Origin of the sequence: Haloprofundus marisrubri (assembly GCF_001469955.1) — an archaeon.
In the GTDB taxonomy this organism is placed as follows: Archaea; Halobacteriota; Halobacteria; order Halobacteriales; family Haloferacaceae; genus Haloprofundus; species Haloprofundus marisrubri.
On the sequence record NZ_LOPU01000029.1, the window covers coordinates 246,385 to 261,728 of the forward strand.

Consider the following 15,344-nt stretch of genomic DNA (forward strand, 5'->3'; position numbering starts at 1 on the left):
ACTCAAGTTGTGGGTTTTCTCCGCCTACTCTGTGTGACCCTCTCTGGGGAGTCTGCAGTGTCTCAAATCGCATTCGAGTACCGATCCGCGCGCATCTTCGCCGGACTTTTCGAACAGATACTCGAAGACAGTCCGCTGAGCCTTGCGAAGATGCTGATTGAACGTCTGCCGCGTTACACCGAACTTGTCGGCCAGCTCGTCACCGGTAGTAGCCCGTGGTGTGTCGAAGTACCCACTGAAATACGCGGCGTCGAGCGCGGCCATCTGTCGATTCGTCAGCGCGTCCGCCACGACGTCGTACAACAGATGCGGCGAATAAACGAGTTCCTCCGAGATGAGTTCGACGTCAGGATGGAAGCGTCGAATTCCGGCAGCGACCAACCGAGGATCAACGTCGCCCGGAATCTCTCCGAGAAAACGGACCTCCTCGGGAGAGATAATGACGGTACGGGCGCGTCCGCCAAGCGACCCAAAGACTTCCGAGACCGTCGCTGACTCCGAGTGGGCTTCGAGACGACAGTACCCATCGGCCGTACTAAGCAAGCGCGCTTCGAGAAAGTGAGGAACCTCTTCAACAGCGCTGACGAAAGCTCTCGCAGCGAGATCCGACGTCCCCATGTACTGGACGGTTGTCCCGTCAGGCATCGATACGATAGATTCGATATCGATTCTCGTCTTGCCGTGTTTGACCCGAAGCGAAGGTGGAACAGCGGACTGGTCCGCACGAAACTCGAGATATCGCACGTGTTCGGTGGTCAGTCGCTCCTCACGACGTTTCAGCCCCGTTACGTCCTCGAACGAGACCACGACGTACTCAACTGCTGGCTCTTCGTTCAGGATGGGAGCGGAGTTACTCGACAGCCATCGTTCAGAGCCGTCCGGAAGCTCGATCCAGTGTTCGAAGCCGAACTCCGGCTTACCGGTTCTGAAGACGCGCGAAATAGGGTGTTCGTCTACAGGGATGGGTGACCCATCGTCATAATATATCTTCCAGTCTGACTGTTCGTAGGTTCGGTTGGTGAGCGTCTCAACTGTGACGCCGAGCGTCTCCGCTGCACGTTCGTTGGCGAACACGAACGCCCCCGTTGGGTCAACCACGACAATACTGATCGGACTCGCATCGAAGACGCGCCGGACGAAATCCATGGGTAACGTTCGCTGCGGTTCGTTTGCTCGGTGTACGTCGACCGACTCACCCTCGCGACGCCCCATTGGCGTTGTTTCCGTCATCGCCACACCGTCCTTGCACCGAATCGGCACCCTCTCGTTTCACGGTTTCGACTGCGACAATTGAGTTCCAACCACTGTGTGAATGTCTGAGTACTATGGCAGTCAGATGGCGTCTCACTGACTCTGCATGAACCCATATCATCAGTACGCTGTCAGTGGATAAATGAGTTCCAGCGAGGCAGTATCTGGGGAATATATTCAAAAACAGATGTATCAATATGGGTGTGTTCTGGAACGGATTCTGTTACCACGAATGTCGAACGCCTCGAACCCAGAAGGAGGGGACAGCTACGTCGCTACCCAGGACAACCGGCTCTCACTCGACCATCACACCGGGAAGTGAGACGTACTACGGACTATACGTTGAAGTCACGGACCAAGGGATATCATATTGACCGACATACCCTCTCTATCCTCGAGTCAGTAAGACGCTTCTCGGATTACTGATGAGGTAGAAGGCCTCCATTCATCCGAAGCGCTATGCTAATTCACTGACTAGTCTCTGGTATGAAACAGTCCTGTTCGCGGCGCTCAGCACTGCGAACGATGGGAGTTGGAGCAATCGCCGCCACAACAGGATGTATGAGTTTAGCATATCGACTGACCGGACCAGCCGTTGGGATGACTGGTTTTGCGTTCAACCCAGAACGGATTGTTCTCGACACTGGTGAGACGCTCACGTGGGTCAACAATAGCATCGGCAGTCACACCGTCACTGCGTACGAAGAACGAATTCCTGATGATGCAGAGTACTTCAGCAGTGGAGGGTTCGAATCGGAGTCTCGTGCACGAGAAGACGGATACGGAAGTCGGCATAATATTGAGGAAGACGGATATTTCCGACACACCTTCGAGACACCCGGCTATTACGACTACTACTGTAGACCACACGAAGAAACGATGGTGGGGACTGTCGTCGTGAAAAAACCAAATGGCGAACTTCCAGCACAACCAGAGATAGTGACGCCAGATACTGACCACACCATCTCCATGGGGCCGTGGTCGTTCGCTCCCGAGTCACTCACCATCCAACCAGGTGAGAGCGTCGGGTGGGTAAATGGAACAGGGATTGCTCACTCAGTTACCGCAAACCGGGTCCCACCCGATGCAGAGTATTTTGCGAGCGGCGGATTTGAAAGTCGCAAGAGGGCCGAATACGATTGGGACACTGAACGAAAAGGCGACATCACACGCGACGCTCCCTACACTCACACATTTGAGACCCCCGGACGATATGACTACTATTGCATCCTCCACGACCGAACTATGACCGGAAGGATAATCGTGGAACCCGAGACGCAAGTACAGTAAATACTCAGAGGGTCAGTTACCCTCTCGAGGGTCGGTGCGAATCTCATAAACGCCCGTCTCAAGCAAATTCACGATATGGTCGTGCTCTTCTAATCGTTTGAGGCGCTGATTAATATACTGACGTGAGACTGTTTCTCGAATGCCCCGAGAAATCAGAAGCTCTCGGGCCAGCGTCGGTGTAACTCGGCCTTCATTTAGAAGGTCAAGTACGGACTGGTCTAATTCGTTAAGATCGTCTGGAGAGAGGGTCATTCTCTCATAATCGCTGCCCGGCATTTACAACAGTAACGACTCGTCTCAACTGCTTAAGCTTTCTCTTGGTTACTGACAAAGGTTGCAGCTAATACCAGTTTACAACAGAAACCTTAAGCAGAGTGATTGCATAGATGGTACTGATGAAAGGGTGGTCCTGCCGAGAAATCGGCCGGCGGTGCAACGCCGACCGCGCTTTCGAGGAAGCGAAAGCATGTCAACTAACGCAACCAGCAGTGAAAACTGCACCGACAGTCGAAACGCACGCGAAGCAATCACCAACATTCAGACCCTTCGTCGTGGAGACCGGATACTCTTCGAGGACCGGTCGAAGCCACTCACCGTTGTCAACCTCGGTACCCGTGAGTTCCCCGTCGTCAACGACGAAGATCAACTCATTCACCTCGTCAAAGTCCGTGGTGGCTGGGCGAACGCGAAAACCTACATCCTCGGTACCCAGCGAAGCATTTGGACAGGAGAAATCACAGGAATCGTCTGTGAACAGACTGGGTTCGTCGAGACGCTCTGGCGTGTCTCGGAGGCAACCGCATGAGCGCCTTCGACGACCAGCCTGAGACAGAGTTCTGCTACGGGTGTCAACGCGAACGCCTCAACTGCAACCACTCACAGGACAACAACGACTCAGAGACTGAACTCACGACGTGTGAGACCTGTGGTGCAGTCGGTCTCCCAGAACGCATCCTCGAACACGACTGCCGAGCATTCGTTGAGGACGTCTCAGAACGCATCACAGACGAGCGCGACGCAGTGGTTTCTCCGGAGGGAAACCAATGAGTGGCGGTGTCGACACCGTTGCTTCCAGTGCAGACACAATCGAGACACTCACTTCTCGGCTTGACTCACTGGAGGAAGCACTCGAGCGTCGACCAACACGTGAGGAAGTCGATGAGTTGCGTGCTGAACTCACAGGCCTCCGCAAAGAGAATGCGCGGCTTCGTCGACGGTTAGATGAACGACGCGACGAGCAGAGCTTCGTCGAGATCCGTGGCGAACTCACCGATGAAGGCCATGCAAAGGATCCCAAAGACATCTACATCGGCGGTGTGCCAATCGGGTCGGCGGTGTCGACGACGAAGTCGCTGGTGCGAGAGGTCAAAGAGTACATCGAGACTGGAGAGCGCACAGCGACGCGCAAAGAACTCATGCGCGACTTCTTATTGCCGCTGCATAAACTCCACCAAGACTTCCAGGACGGCGACGCAGAGTACCTCCGTGAAGAAAAGCACGCGAGCACACGCCGAGCAGTCCGGCTCTTCGGAGATGTAATCGAGCGTGGCCAGCGCTCGGGCGATGAATACCAGTACACCTCAAAACAGGCGAAGCGCTGTCTCCGCAATGCCGAAGATATGACGCGGAGTGGGCAATCAACGACCGTTCGGCGTGCCTTCCATGCCTTCGAGGACTTCACCCGGAAGGGCGACCAGGAGTCACTCTTTGAGTTCCGCGGCAAAGACAACCCGAACAAGGAGAACACCTTGGTCGCGGATGTAACTCGGCTCACGGACTACATGGACGGTCTCGAAGAGACACTGGAGGAAATCGAGACCGCGAACTTCGAGGTCGAGACTGAGAGCGTGGAGACGACTGTAGAGAGTGACGCGCAGTCCAGTGGAGAAGAGGCGCGTGCTGAAGCCGATGCGTTGTTTGAAGCAATGCAGCAAGCCACGACTGGAAGTTCAGAGAGTTTGCCACAGGGGAACGCAGTCGGTGGCTGACGGTGCTGTAAGCACGAGGTGACAAAGACGCGTTAGCCAACCCTCGAGGTGAGAACCCACGCCTCTCACGAGAACTACACGTCTGATTTGACTCAGACAGACGCGGTGTGTATGCAAGATTCCGCTACTGGAGGGTGTATTCGATGGAGCGGACGTGAATCAAGATTGTCCTCCGATCTTTGCTTTGCTTGCGCTTACACGGGGATGGCAAGGCCGCTTACAGCAGTGTCAGGTCATGGATTTCAGACCCACGTCGGACCGCCTTGACACGGTGATTACGAGACTGAAGTGAGTGGGTATTTGTGTGCGGTCTTTGACGACTTAGCCACTACATGGAACTCTCTGGACAGTCCATCACTATCACTGGTGGTGCAGGACTTGTTGGGTCACATCTTGCAGCTCGCCTCGCCGCAGATAATAGCGTTCTCGTCGCAGACGACCTCTCGAAAGGCAAGCGCGACCGTGTGCCTGAAGACGTCGCGTTCGAGCAGGCAGATATGACTACCGCCTCGGATGTCTCTCGGGTCATCACTGAGGAGACGGACATGGTGTTTCACTTTGCGGCGTATACGGACACGAACTACGCGAATCCACGGCAGTTGTTCGAGGAAAATACTGAGATGACCTACAACGTCCTCGAACGGATGGACGAGGTTGGCGTCGACAACATCGCCTTCACGTCGTCATCGACGATCTACGGTGAAGCCCCACGGCCAACGCCAGAAGATTACGCACCACTCGAACCGATCAGTGAGTACGGAGCCTCAAAACTCGCCGATGAAGCACTCGTCTCGACATACGCTCATTCGCACGGTATGACTGCGTGGGTCTATCGCTTCGCTAATATCGTCGGCCCGAATCAGCGTGGCAACGTCATTCCCGACTTTGTTGAGAAACTTGACGACAACCCAGATGAACTCGAAATTCTCGGCGATGGGCGACAGGAGAAATCCTACCTATATGTCGAAGATTGCGTCGACGCAATGTGTCACGTCGTCGAGCACGCAGACGCGACGTTGAACACATACAACCTGGGGACCCGGACGACGACGTCGGTGACGACAATCGCTGATATCGTCTCCGACGAAATGGGTCTCGAACCGGAGTATCAGTACACAGGTGGCGATCGAGGCTGGACTGGTGACGTCCCGAAGATGCGGCTTTCGATCGAGAAATTGTCCGCACTTGGGTGGCACCCACCGACCGCAAGTGACGATGCAGTTCGACGTGCTGCACGTGAGTTGATCGACGAGATTACTGGGTAAGGGAGATCGTCGTCGCTCGACGTTGCTACGGCGAGACCTCGAAAGTCTACAATACGGGTCCTGTTGAGATCCTCAGCCGCTGATCGTTTTCTGAAGCCGTGCTGAATATAGAGTGCAAGTCAGTCACCAGCGGTCGGCCGCTACCGACACATCTGGGTAGTTCACATACAGCACACAGAACTATCATCAAGGTCGAGAAACAGTGCCCATGGACTGGCGGGTTATTGTTGCCGGATTCGTCGTCTGTGTTGGCCTTGCCGTTGGGTGGAGAGACACCGGATCAGTTGGCGGTTCGATTTTCGCCGCTGGCTTACTTTCGGTGCTCTTCTTCGTAGGCTGGCTTATTGATAAGTACATTTATGGACTGTAACCGGTTCGGAGTCGGATTCCTCCCACGACTTCAGTCGTGGGTTACTACTAAGCTTCCGGACACTCCACCAGATGCGCCGGGAGGCCGCCTCGATTGACTTCCTCACCACACAGTGGGCACTCCTGGGTTTCCTCTTCTTCCCAGTTCGGACCACGCGACTCAACGCTGTCGTAGTAGTCGCCGAGGACCTCACTCGCCAGTTTCGACCACGACCGTCCTTGCTGGCCGATCGTCTGGGTCATCGCGCGGCGTTGCTTTGCTTCGACGAGCGAGGGATTCTCGTCGAGGAACGTTCGGAGGACGTCCTCGCGGTCGTGGTCTTCGAGGTAGGCGATGCGGGTGACTTCACCGCCAATCGATGTGACCCCACCTCTGCCTCGACGCACCGCGAAGAATCGAAGACCAGCCTCGCGGTGTAGGGGTGTGACCTCTGTCGGAAGTTCGTCGTCGGGGACCGGGCCGTGTTCTTGGAGGTGGGTGATGTTGCGTGGTTGTTCAAGCGGCATAGCCGTCGCTGTGAACTCGTCGTATTTGATTGGTGTGATTTTCGAGAGAATGGCTATATTGGGTCCTCCACCCCCCACTGTATATTACGCTCCTGTGAGCATCATTACTTGATGGCCGGCGAGTGCCCCCGGTGTGAGACCTCCACGCTCTACAGCCACCGTGAAACTGCCGTTGTGTTCGTCAATCCTAGTCCCCGCCTTCGTGAACTCATCAACGCCTTCGGTGAACCAGAGCCCTGCAGTGGCATCTACATCTGTACGAACTGCTACAACGCCTTCGACGATCGGGATGAGAAAGTGGAACCCTAAATCCTCAGAGGTGAAGGTGGCTATACGCCGACCGTCTGTGTAAACGACCGAAGCTACCACAAACGCCGCGAAGTGCTGTTTCTCGCTGCGCGGGAACTCGCCGGGCAGATGGCCGTCCATATCGAATCCTCGCCCGACCTCGCATTCCTCCAGCAGCTCGAAGACACTGCCGACCACCCACGCGTGGCGATCCTCGACGAAGCCGACGCCGTCGACCCCGAAGTCTTGTATGACCTTTTCGAGATTCCACGATTCGTACTCATCCTCGTCGGCAATCGTGAAGAGGACCTCATGGTGTCGATGGACACCCGGTTGCAGAGTCGCTTTCACGGCGCTCGGAAGATCGAGTTCAATCGCTACTCAGTAGAGGAACTCATCGGGATTCTGAAGAAGCGCGCCCAAAACGCGTTCTCGACTCCTGAATTCGTCGGCGACGACGACCTGGAGGCGCTCGCCGAGCACGTCGACGGCGATGCTCGGTTTGGGATTGTGTTGCTTCGCACCGCTGCGGAGGATGCAGTCGAGCAAGGTCTGGAGCGGATCACTCCCGAGATAATTGGTGAGGCAGTGTCGCGTGCGAAGTCAGCGCTGCGCGATTCGCTGTTGGATTCATTGCCTGATGAGCATCGGACGCTCTACGACGTCATCGTTGAGCACGAGCCAATTGGGCCGACGAGTGAGATTCGGCAGTTATACTGTAAGAAGACGGGTGAGTCGGCGTCGACGCGAACGATCCAGCGCTATTTGCGGGTGTTGCGGAACTACGATTGCATCGAATCCGAGGGTGAGAGTCAGAATATCGTGTATCGGAGTGTGTATCCCTAATCGCTAATAGCCTCTCGAATAGGTCTGATATCTCTCAAACCCGTATACTATGACACTAAGAATCATGAGTCCAAGGAGTGCCATTGTAACGTACGCTGCCGTAGTGTTTCCTCCGCTATAGACGAAGTAGAGATACGAAAATCCCGCTAGGCCACCAATTAGCCCACCGAGCCGAACACTTGTTGGACGAGATTTGTAAAGGATGGCCGTCCCGATCGCCGCGAGCGACCCAATTACAACCATAATGACCCCGAACGTGGTTGGGTTGGACGTCGTCGTTTGTAAGAGCATGAGATTCAGATTGTCTGACATTGTTAAAAATGAGTCGGTAGTTGTAAGCGTTAGCCAGTCGGTCCGACCAGTGAGATCCGAAATTTGTACTGTGAGAAGACGGGTGAATCGGCCCCGACGCGGACGATTCAGCGCTACTTGCGGAAGCTTGGACCTACGATTGCATCGAGTCAGAGGGTGAGAGTCAGAATATCGTCTATCGGAGTGTGTATCTGTAGGAGTTGTAGGACACCTTTCGCTGCTACTCGAAATCCAAATTCGTACTGTTCACGTCCGGTAAGCGGCGTAACCGACCATCATGCTCATGAACCTGAACGTACAGTATCGCTCATGGACGTGGGTCTGGTATTCGCCGCGCTGATACCAGTTCTCCTACTCGTGGGTGTTTTCGGACGGTCTCGTGTCACTCGTTTCTGGAAGAACCTGTTCACCGCTGAGTCAAGTGAGGACTTTTCGAACTACCAATATCTGGTAGTTGGCGGTCTATTCTTATCGATCAGTTTGTTTGGCCTCTTCTTCTATTTCGAGGGGAATCTCGCCATAGCGATCCTCTTCGCTGGACTTGGAGCACCGGGTCTGCTCCCGATTTACGTATCATTGAGGGACATACTGCTCGGAGACCCCTCACCAGGAGAAGGAAATGGTCCGTTTTCGATTTCTCACGACCAATTGGCCGTACTCCTGCTGCTCTTTGTTGGTATCTGGATTGGCGCTATCTGGATTGCCGTTTGAACACGGGCGGGAGCAGGCGTCAATCGTCGTTCAAGACCATGCCAATGAATAGTGATACAGACTTACTTGTACTGATAGAATCATATTAGGGCATGAACACTGGATTTTCCCAATCCTTGCAGTTGTTGTGCTCACTCTGCTTCATCTGAGGTACAAGCTTGGCCGCGTCGGGTATGAATTGGGGAAGAAGCACCGAAAGAAGTTGACCGGTAATCAAGAGGCCGAAGATGAGTGAGATCACGGAGAACCGAGGAGTACAGCTTGGTTTGTTAGTCACTCTTTTGTCAATGGCTGGACTGGCAACTGGGATACTAACTGGACACTTCATCATCTCGTTCGTATCTGCCCCGTTCGCGTGGGTGGGACTTGCCTATGCCAAGACAAAGAGCAATAGATTCACACTGTAGTTTCTCAAGCTCTGGGTTCAGAGCGTGACAGAAGGTCCGACATGGTAATCAGACACTCTCAGGACCTATTGACCCGGATATCCGAGAGTAGAACACAAGGCAAGACAGGTACGACACACCCCCCTCTCGGTTTTGACTTCGTAGTAGCGACTGCTTGCTGAGCTCACCCTCTCTATTCAGCACGCGCCTTCTGACAGGGAATAGGTAGTTCGTTGTAACCGTTGCTGAATACAGAGCGCGTCTCGGTCACTCATTTCACTCGTGATCGCTGTCACGTAGAGAGTGTAAGCGTATCGAGAGGTAGACGTGTGCTTAGCTCAGAGCAGGCGCTCGGTAGTAGTGACGGAGCAGTTGCGACACGGGCATAGCCCATGAAAACGCAAGTACGAACTGAAGCACCGCCCCAAGATACTGTCGGGGGACAATCAGCCAAAGGATGAGGGTTGCCACACAGATACAGACAAGCGTCACGACCACCGCTGTCACGTCGTTAACGTCTTGCAGGTCAGTATCGGCCAATCCAACGGTCGCCACGATCCCACAAACCACCCCCAGTCCGATGGCCGCTATCGTCGCCTCGAGTGAGGCGATTCGACGGGTAGGCTCGATGAGCAGTAGCCATGGAGTCCCTACGAGCGCAATCAAGAACATTCGGAGAGTTCGCGCCCGCTGGTTAGTGCCGTACAGCGGGTGCGTCTCCGAGGAGGGCTGATTCATGAGATGAATTGGAAAGAGTACGAGGATATCTGTTTCCCCTACCCCACCGAACGCACTGTAACGTTCGTGAACTGCCTCGGGGCTTGACCCCGAGGCACTCGCCTTGTTTTCTCTGTAGATCTCCCCAACGGGTATTCCTCTACTGAGCGAGTGAAACGAACAACACTCGTATACTGAACTCATCCTCTCAGTTCAGCGCACAGTTTCTATCAGATTCAGAGGCGTTCAACGCTGCTGTACATGTGGGTCACTCCTCCTCAGACTCAACTCGTACCGCATTCGTTTGAAAACGCTCGACAGTCATCTTAGCCCATTGGATCGCGTCTGGCGTATCATTGATAATCAATGCAGTGATGAATGGACCATCGCGAAGTTCAATCGCCATTTGCGGACGAACACCTTCTGTCACAATCACGCCGAATGGCACTGTCATGTCTGTCTCGTAAATGACAGCGCGCTCTAATACTGCGGCCAGAGCGGTAGTATGCTGATCTCGAAGTGAGTTCACAAGAGGAGTTGGAAGTACTAGTTCCGCCGTGAGTCCGCTATCGATGAGTTTGCGGAATCGCTCGACGTATCCCGGTGAAACGACAGGGGCAACACCACCAGCGCTCTCTGCACCCTCCAAGAGATTCCACACTGCTTCGAGATGTCGCTCAGCGTCGGTTTCGTCAGGCCGAACGACCTCTGCACCGACCAGCGCAGCTGGATCGACTGTGTCTCCAGGAAAGTCAGCGAGTAAATCACCGACGTGAGCAGTCTCGACGAGCGTATCGTAGCGGGCAAGCGCTGTCACACCGAACAGTGTCGGAACGAATTCATCTTCGACTGACTTGACGAGCCCTGCATCCTGAAGTTGTGAGAGACTCTTGTAGATCGTCGACTTCGAATCGGGGAGTACATCGACGAGTTCGTGTCTCGGCCGTGGGTCTTCGACGAGCGACCTGAGGACGCCGTGACGAAGCCGAAGTAATTCGGCGAGGTCTTCTCCTTCCATGCCGTCACGAGCTTTTCGGAGTACATCAACCCCACTGTCAAGCGGGTTGCGTCCGCGCACCTCGGAATTTCCGCGTCGGTGTCTTGACGCTCTGGGACGGCGATATCACTAATATGGATTACACTGAGACCAAACCCGCACAGGGAGCCTTTGAGGGGCAGCAGCTGCACGAAATGCGACTATCGGATGGACCGATTCAGTACTACGACGTTGGGTCTGGCGAACCAATACTCTTCGTTCATGGAGCATTTGTCAACGGTGGCCTCTGGAGGAACGTCTGTAAACCCCTCTCTCGAGACTTTCGCTGTCTCGTCCCGACACTCCCACTGGGTGGGCATCAAATCGCAATGGACCCAGATGCAGATCTGACGCCGAAAGGACTCGTGGGTCTGCTCACAGAGTTCCTTGATGAACTCGGCGTTGACCGGGTAACTCTCGTTGGCAACGACACGGGCGGTGCACTCTGTCAAGTGTTCCTTGCAGAGCACCCCGACCGCGTCGAGCGGCTGGTACTGACGAACTGCGACGCATTCGACAACTTCCCTCCGCTTGCGGCCCGTCCGTTCACGCTGGCTGCACGGATCCCCGGCCTCGTTGAGCTATTTGCTTTCGCTCTCCGTTCAGACAGGATCCGCCGTCTTGCATTTAAGATCCTCGCAAAGCATCCAATCCACCCACAAACTCTCTCCACATACGTTGAGTCATTGAGTAACAACACCGACGTACAACGAGACCTTCGAAAGGTCCTCCTCGGAGTCTCCTCACGATACACGACAGAGGCAGCGAAGACGTTCTCGGCGTTCGATGGTCCCGTGTTGATCGTGTGGGCCCCTGAAGATCCGGTGTTCCCTCTCGAAGACGCCGAAAAATTGGTTGAGAGCTTCCCAAACGCACAGCTTAGGCAAGTCCAGAACTCGTACGCGTTCATTGCTGAAGATCAGCCCGAAAGGCTCACGAAGCTGCTTTCGGAGTTTCTCGAAGCTCCACTCCCGACCAGCTCTTAAGCCTCGCTAGTACGATACCAGCCGACGTCGTCTGTGGTGAGCACACTCGCAATCACACCTGTTGTGATTAGTCTCGATCGTACATTCACCCGATCCTCGTTTCTATCTCGTCTACTACTCCTATCCACGACAAGGGTTTCCCGGGTGCTGCTGCTCAGAGGAGGGCGTACTAGTGGGTTGGAGAGGGCAACGTAGTCTTTGGCGGGGACAACTGCATTGGCGATTTTATCTCAAGCACTAGCGACAGAGAAGCAAAAATTGGATACAAAATGGTGTAGCTGTCGCTTTCCGCACTATTCATACATTCTAACTCTCGAGTGTAATCCGAGCTTTGTTACTATTGACTCGACAGAATATCCCAAAGCATCTCAGTTCACTAATATTTCAACCGCCAATTGTTGCGATTCTTTGATAGTCGAGATTACAAGAGGACTGGTCGGTATTTTGGAACCAGTCTTGTACATTCCACTCTATGTCTGTGTTCAGCGCGAAATTTACTCCTCAACGACAATAGATACTCGTATTATGCTAAAAATGAGGTCAGAAATTCCTTGGCGATTTGGACATCCTGTCTTGGGATTGCGTTCGTGAGTAGTGCAATTAGCAAGTAAATAATTCCACCAACCGGTGGCACTATCACGAGTGCTAATAGTCCCTCAATTGAGTAAGCAATAAAAATAATTAGCGGCCCTGCAATTGCTGATGTTAGGAGAATTCTTGTAGCCATTTTCCAATGAACTGGTGAATAGCCAAGGTATTTTGCACAAATCACTTGTGTAATCGGGAGGCATGAGTAACCTATCGTTGTCGCTATCGCTGCACCTTCAATCCCGTACCGAGGAATTAGAACTAAGTTTAGTGCAAAATTGATTATCGCAGTCACACCAGTTGCGACGACTACTGGCCTTAAGTTTTCGTAGGATTGAGAGATACCAAATATTGGTCGGGCAATAGCGAACGCGACAGTTCCAGGTAGCAGAATCAATAGCGGCGAAATCGCTGGCTCATATTCTATTCCAAAGTACAACGGGACAAAGATCTCGGATAATGCGGCCAATCCAAACGCAAGGAGAATTGTCAACAAAGACACATAACGCGTCGTTTGTGTTGCGAGCTCGCTGATTTTACTGAAGTTTTCATTATCCCAATAATCAGCGACTGTATGCGTGAAAACTAATTGTAGCGATTGAGGCGCAATCCACAGCATCTCAACGAGTACGAGAGCCGCTCGATAATACCCTATTTCAGTTTCGGAGACTGTCAAGCGTAACATCAAGATGTCGATATGATAGAGAGTACTAATAAAGAACGCACACAGGATGCTTCCTAAATTGAAAAATAACAAATTTCGAGTAGAGAAATTTGAGGAAACATTTGCAAATGTACTGGAGAGGTCAAGTTGTCCCCGGAGGAGGTAGATCCCAGCACTCGTGACCAGAGTACAGGAAACAATATGTCCAATCATCACCCCCACGACGCCATACCCAGAATATGCTAATCCGACAGCTAAACCAGCAAACGACAATCGCTTTAGGATAGTTAGTGGCTCTGAATATCTCTCCAGTTTCAAGCCCATTAGTGCACGACGTACTAATCCACTGTACTGCATTGCGATCGCGTAAGCTGCAAGCAGATAGAACAGCACCGTGTACTCCTGACCAAGATGTCTCTCAACAACTCCAAAGTATGCTACTCCTGCAAATAACCCGGCTGTGATAAGGGCAAGTATTCCTGCGAGTCGAAAGAGTACGTTCCAAACGTCGTCAACCCATCCTTCTCCCCTTGATCGACCAAAATAGGCCTGAGCAGCGTTAGTGATACCAGAACTCATCAGTATTTGAGTAATACCAAATATCGAGAGAACTGTCGCATACTCTCCGTACTTTGCAGTGCCTAACAGACGAGCGATTAGAGGTGTGGAGATTAGTCCAATTAGGATCGTGATTATTTTCGCGCCGAAGACAGACCCAAATGCTGAAGATATTGATCGATTACTCATTCTTGATTCTTTCTAATACCTTTTTAGCACGACGTAACGATTTTTCGAGGACTCTCTGATCGTCTTCAGATTGGACTTTGCCAAACAAGTTCTCTACCTCCTCTACAACTTTTGGTGTACGTTCATCGGTGGTCACTCCCGTGCGGAGTTCCAATAACGTCCGTATTACGTCGTCGTGCGATTCTGTCTGAAAATAATTGAGGAACGCGAGATCCTTCTCAAGCCTCTCTTCCTCTACAGTAATCCCACGAGTGAGGCGGTCAAGCCCCCAAACAGGATGTTTCAAAGCGGATTCTAAGCGGCCTGTTGGCCAATCTTCAAGCCGAGGAGCGTACGTCGTGTTGAACAGTTTGGCGGCAGAAGCCTGCCAGTGTGCGCGCTCACCAGCCACCTTGCCCGATTTAGTTAGATACTGACGATATTCTTTTGCTTCACCTGGCGGTATTTTGTCGACAACACCGTCTTGGGACTCGGTGAGGTGGACTGTGAAATCTTCTAGGTTACCGCGCTTAGCTATTAATTCAACACAATAGCTTCGCAAAGTTGCCGGATATTCTGGTTGATGAAATAACCAGTTTCCGAGACTGTAGAAAATTGGTGCATCATCATGAATCTCCCATCCTTGTGGGACGTGTGGATGATGTCCAATCACAGCGTCAGCACCGGCGTCAATCATGGCCCGTAAATGCCGTACCCACGTGATCGGTGGAATAGGGCAATGTTCTACCCCACCATGGGCGTTAATAAAGACAAAGTCATTCGTCTCTGCGGCATTTCTAATCTGCAGCATTATTGACGGGTCATGGCTCCATGCTACGCCAGGAGTCTCTGGGCCCGCAATTCCGAACTCACGTTGAGCCACTGAAAACAGTGCAATTGATGTATTATTGAGAGACACAACGTGTGGCGAAAGTGCTTCCGACGACGTATGACCCGCTCCAACAGTCGACAACCCTGCGTTCTCACAAGAATCGAGTGTTGCTTCTAAACCCTCTAACCCATAGTCCATCGTGTGGTTGTTTGCTAATCCGACCACGTCATACTCTCTCCCGAGGGTATGAACTGCACTCCGAGATGTGTGGATATTCGCGCCCCATTTTGGTACAGCATTACCCGCATCTACTGGGGCCTCCAAGTTCGTTACAGATAGATCCGAAGTCGACAACAGGTTGCGTATTTGGAGAGAATGTGGATTAGTGTTCCAGTGATCCGATGCCAGCATTGAATCACCGGTGAAAAGTAAGTGATGACGGTCACCTGCCGAGTTTTCTGAATTCATTAAGCAATGAACAAGAATCGGATCACATCAATCAACTGGTTTACTTTGACTCTCAGAACTATTTGATTCGCAGCCAAGCCAATAGTGATGTCTGCGAAATTTTCTCACACATTC

General features: G+C 52.8%; 16 protein-coding genes. 9 read left to right on the forward strand and 7 right to left on the reverse strand.

All coding sequences use genetic code 11. From position 1 onward, the window contains the following. Positions 1 to 24 precede the first annotated feature (24 nt). Positions 25 to 1,230 (reverse strand): helix-turn-helix domain-containing protein, encoded by a 1,206-nt coding sequence (locus AUR64_RS11730; RefSeq protein WP_058582135.1) that lies wholly within the window; start codon positions 1,228 to 1,230, stop codon positions 25 to 27. Between the two features lie 507 nt (positions 1,231 to 1,737). Between AUR64_RS11730 and AUR64_RS20055 the strand changes: the two genes are divergently transcribed. From AUR64_RS20055 to AUR64_RS20750, 6 genes are all read left to right on the forward strand, one after another. Continuing rightward, positions 1,738 to 2,541, forward strand: a complete 804-nt coding sequence (locus AUR64_RS20055) for a cupredoxin domain-containing protein (protein ID WP_082230741.1) — start codon at positions 1,738 to 1,740, stop codon at positions 2,539 to 2,541. Positions 2,542 to 3,007: 466 nt separating this feature from the next. After that, positions 3,008 to 3,346, forward strand: coding sequence for a hypothetical protein (locus tag AUR64_RS11735; protein WP_058582136.1), 339 nt, complete (start codon positions 3,008 to 3,010; stop codon positions 3,344 to 3,346). After that, positions 3,343 to 3,588 (forward strand): hypothetical protein, encoded by a 246-nt coding sequence (locus AUR64_RS11740; protein WP_058582137.1) that lies wholly within the window; start codon positions 3,343 to 3,345, stop codon positions 3,586 to 3,588. Before AUR64_RS11735 ends, AUR64_RS11740 begins: the two co-directional genes overlap by 4 nt. Beyond that, positions 3,585 to 4,529, forward strand: a complete 945-nt coding sequence (locus AUR64_RS11745) for a hypothetical protein (RefSeq protein WP_058582138.1) — start codon at positions 3,585 to 3,587, stop codon at positions 4,527 to 4,529. The genes AUR64_RS11740 and AUR64_RS11745 overlap by 4 nt, the downstream gene beginning before the upstream one ends. Before the next feature lie 332 nt (positions 4,530 to 4,861). Beyond that, on the forward strand, positions 4,862 to 5,794 hold the full coding sequence (locus AUR64_RS11750) for an NAD-dependent epimerase/dehydratase family protein (protein WP_058582139.1): 933 nt from the start codon (positions 4,862 to 4,864) through the stop codon (positions 5,792 to 5,794). A 208-nt stretch (positions 5,795 to 6,002) separates the two neighbouring features. Continuing rightward, positions 6,003 to 6,164, forward strand: coding sequence for a hypothetical protein (locus AUR64_RS20750; protein WP_162265538.1), 162 nt, complete (start codon positions 6,003 to 6,005; stop codon positions 6,162 to 6,164). A 47-nt stretch (positions 6,165 to 6,211) separates the two neighbouring features. Here the strand turns inward: AUR64_RS20750 and AUR64_RS11755 are convergent, their stop codons facing one another. Together AUR64_RS11755 and AUR64_RS11760 are read right to left on the reverse strand one after the other, a co-directional pair. Then, the gene (locus tag AUR64_RS11755) at positions 6,212 to 6,670 is read right to left on the reverse strand and encodes a hypothetical protein (RefSeq protein ID WP_155120587.1); all 459 of its coding nucleotides are present in this window, start codon (positions 6,668 to 6,670) and stop codon (positions 6,212 to 6,214) included. An 84-nt stretch (positions 6,671 to 6,754) separates the two neighbouring features. Then, positions 6,755 to 7,099, reverse strand: a complete 345-nt coding sequence (locus tag AUR64_RS11760; protein WP_058582141.1) for a hypothetical protein — start codon at positions 7,097 to 7,099, stop codon at positions 6,755 to 6,757. Between AUR64_RS11760 and AUR64_RS11765 the strand changes: the two genes are divergently transcribed. Together AUR64_RS11765 and AUR64_RS11775 are read left to right on the forward strand one after the other, a co-directional pair. Further along, complete coding sequence (locus tag AUR64_RS11765) at positions 7,088 to 7,804, forward strand: orc1/cdc6 family replication initiation protein (protein ID WP_058582142.1); 717 nt, start codon at positions 7,088 to 7,090, stop codon at positions 7,802 to 7,804. The two genes, AUR64_RS11760 and AUR64_RS11765, sit on opposite strands and share 12 nt — an antisense overlap. A gap of 621 nt (positions 7,805 to 8,425) precedes the next feature. After that, a complete protein-coding gene (locus AUR64_RS11775; RefSeq protein ID WP_058582144.1) occupies positions 8,426 to 8,827 on the forward strand; it encodes a hypothetical protein in 402 nt (133 codons plus the stop codon). Between the two features lie 719 nt (positions 8,828 to 9,546). Here AUR64_RS11775 and AUR64_RS11780 read toward each other — a convergent pair. After that, entirely contained in the window at positions 9,547 to 9,951 is a 405-nt protein-coding gene (locus tag AUR64_RS11780) for a hypothetical protein (protein ID WP_058582145.1), read from the reverse strand. A 247-nt stretch (positions 9,952 to 10,198) separates the two neighbouring features. Beyond that, positions 10,199 to 10,948 (reverse strand): helix-turn-helix transcriptional regulator, encoded by a 750-nt coding sequence (locus AUR64_RS11785; RefSeq protein WP_058582146.1) that lies wholly within the window; start codon positions 10,946 to 10,948, stop codon positions 10,199 to 10,201. Positions 10,949 to 11,121: 173 nt separating this feature from the next. Here AUR64_RS11785 and AUR64_RS11790 point away from each other — a divergent pair, with 173 nt between their 5' ends. Then, positions 11,122 to 11,952 (forward strand): alpha/beta fold hydrolase, encoded by an 831-nt coding sequence (locus AUR64_RS11790; protein ID WP_071391285.1) that lies wholly within the window; start codon positions 11,122 to 11,124, stop codon positions 11,950 to 11,952. 523 nt (positions 11,953 to 12,475) lie between these two features. Here the strand turns inward: AUR64_RS11790 and AUR64_RS20065 are convergent. Together AUR64_RS20065 and AUR64_RS20070 are read right to left on the reverse strand one after the other, a co-directional pair. Continuing rightward, on the reverse strand, positions 12,476 to 13,951 hold the full coding sequence (locus AUR64_RS20065; protein WP_082230743.1) for an oligosaccharide flippase family protein: 1,476 nt from the start codon (positions 13,949 to 13,951) through the stop codon (positions 12,476 to 12,478). Next, positions 13,944 to 15,230: a CapA family protein gene (locus AUR64_RS20070; RefSeq protein ID WP_082230745.1), complete on the reverse strand. Its 1,287-nt coding sequence runs from the start codon at positions 15,228 to 15,230 to the stop codon at positions 13,944 to 13,946. Before AUR64_RS20070 ends, AUR64_RS20065 begins: the two co-directional genes overlap by 8 nt. Positions 15,231 to 15,344 lie beyond the last annotated feature (114 nt).

Excerpts from the sequence above, each read along its gene's own strand:
- AUR64_RS11730 (WP_058582135.1), bottom strand. The coding sequence starts at position 1,230 with ATGACGGAAACAACGCCAATGGGGCGTCGCGAGGGTGAGTCGGTCGAC.
- AUR64_RS20055 (WP_082230741.1), top strand. The coding sequence starts at position 1,738 with ATGAAACAGTCCTGTTCGCGGCGCTCAGCACTGCGAACGATGGGAGTT.
- AUR64_RS11735 (WP_058582136.1), top strand. The coding sequence starts at position 3,008 with ATGTCAACTAACGCAACCAGCAGTGAAAACTGCACCGACAGTCGAAAC.
- AUR64_RS11740 (WP_058582137.1), top strand. The coding sequence starts at position 3,343 with ATGAGCGCCTTCGACGACCAGCCTGAGACAGAGTTCTGCTACGGGTGT.
- AUR64_RS11745 (WP_058582138.1), top strand. The coding sequence starts at position 3,585 with ATGAGTGGCGGTGTCGACACCGTTGCTTCCAGTGCAGACACAATCGAG.
- AUR64_RS11750 (WP_058582139.1), top strand. The coding sequence starts at position 4,862 with ATGGAACTCTCTGGACAGTCCATCACTATCACTGGTGGTGCAGGACTT.
- AUR64_RS20750 (WP_162265538.1), top strand. The coding sequence starts at position 6,003 with ATGGACTGGCGGGTTATTGTTGCCGGATTCGTCGTCTGTGTTGGCCTT.
- AUR64_RS11755 (WP_155120587.1), bottom strand. The coding sequence starts at position 6,670 with ATGCCGCTTGAACAACCACGCAACATCACCCACCTCCAAGAACACGGC.
- AUR64_RS11765 (WP_058582142.1), top strand. The coding sequence starts at position 7,088 with ATGGCCGTCCATATCGAATCCTCGCCCGACCTCGCATTCCTCCAGCAG.
- AUR64_RS11760 (WP_058582141.1), bottom strand. The coding sequence starts at position 7,099 with ATGGACGGCCATCTGCCCGGCGAGTTCCCGCGCAGCGAGAAACAGCAC.
- AUR64_RS11775 (WP_058582144.1), top strand. The coding sequence starts at position 8,426 with ATGGACGTGGGTCTGGTATTCGCCGCGCTGATACCAGTTCTCCTACTC.
- AUR64_RS11780 (WP_058582145.1), bottom strand. The coding sequence starts at position 9,951 with ATGAATCAGCCCTCCTCGGAGACGCACCCGCTGTACGGCACTAACCAG.
- AUR64_RS11785 (WP_058582146.1), bottom strand. The coding sequence starts at position 10,948 with ATGGAAGGAGAAGACCTCGCCGAATTACTTCGGCTTCGTCACGGCGTC.
- AUR64_RS11790 (WP_071391285.1), top strand. The coding sequence starts at position 11,122 with ATGCGACTATCGGATGGACCGATTCAGTACTACGACGTTGGGTCTGGC.
- AUR64_RS20065 (WP_082230743.1), bottom strand. The coding sequence starts at position 13,951 with ATGAGTAATCGATCAATATCTTCAGCATTTGGGTCTGTCTTCGGCGCG.
- AUR64_RS20070 (WP_082230745.1), bottom strand. The coding sequence starts at position 15,230 with ATGAATTCAGAAAACTCGGCAGGTGACCGTCATCACTTACTTTTCACC.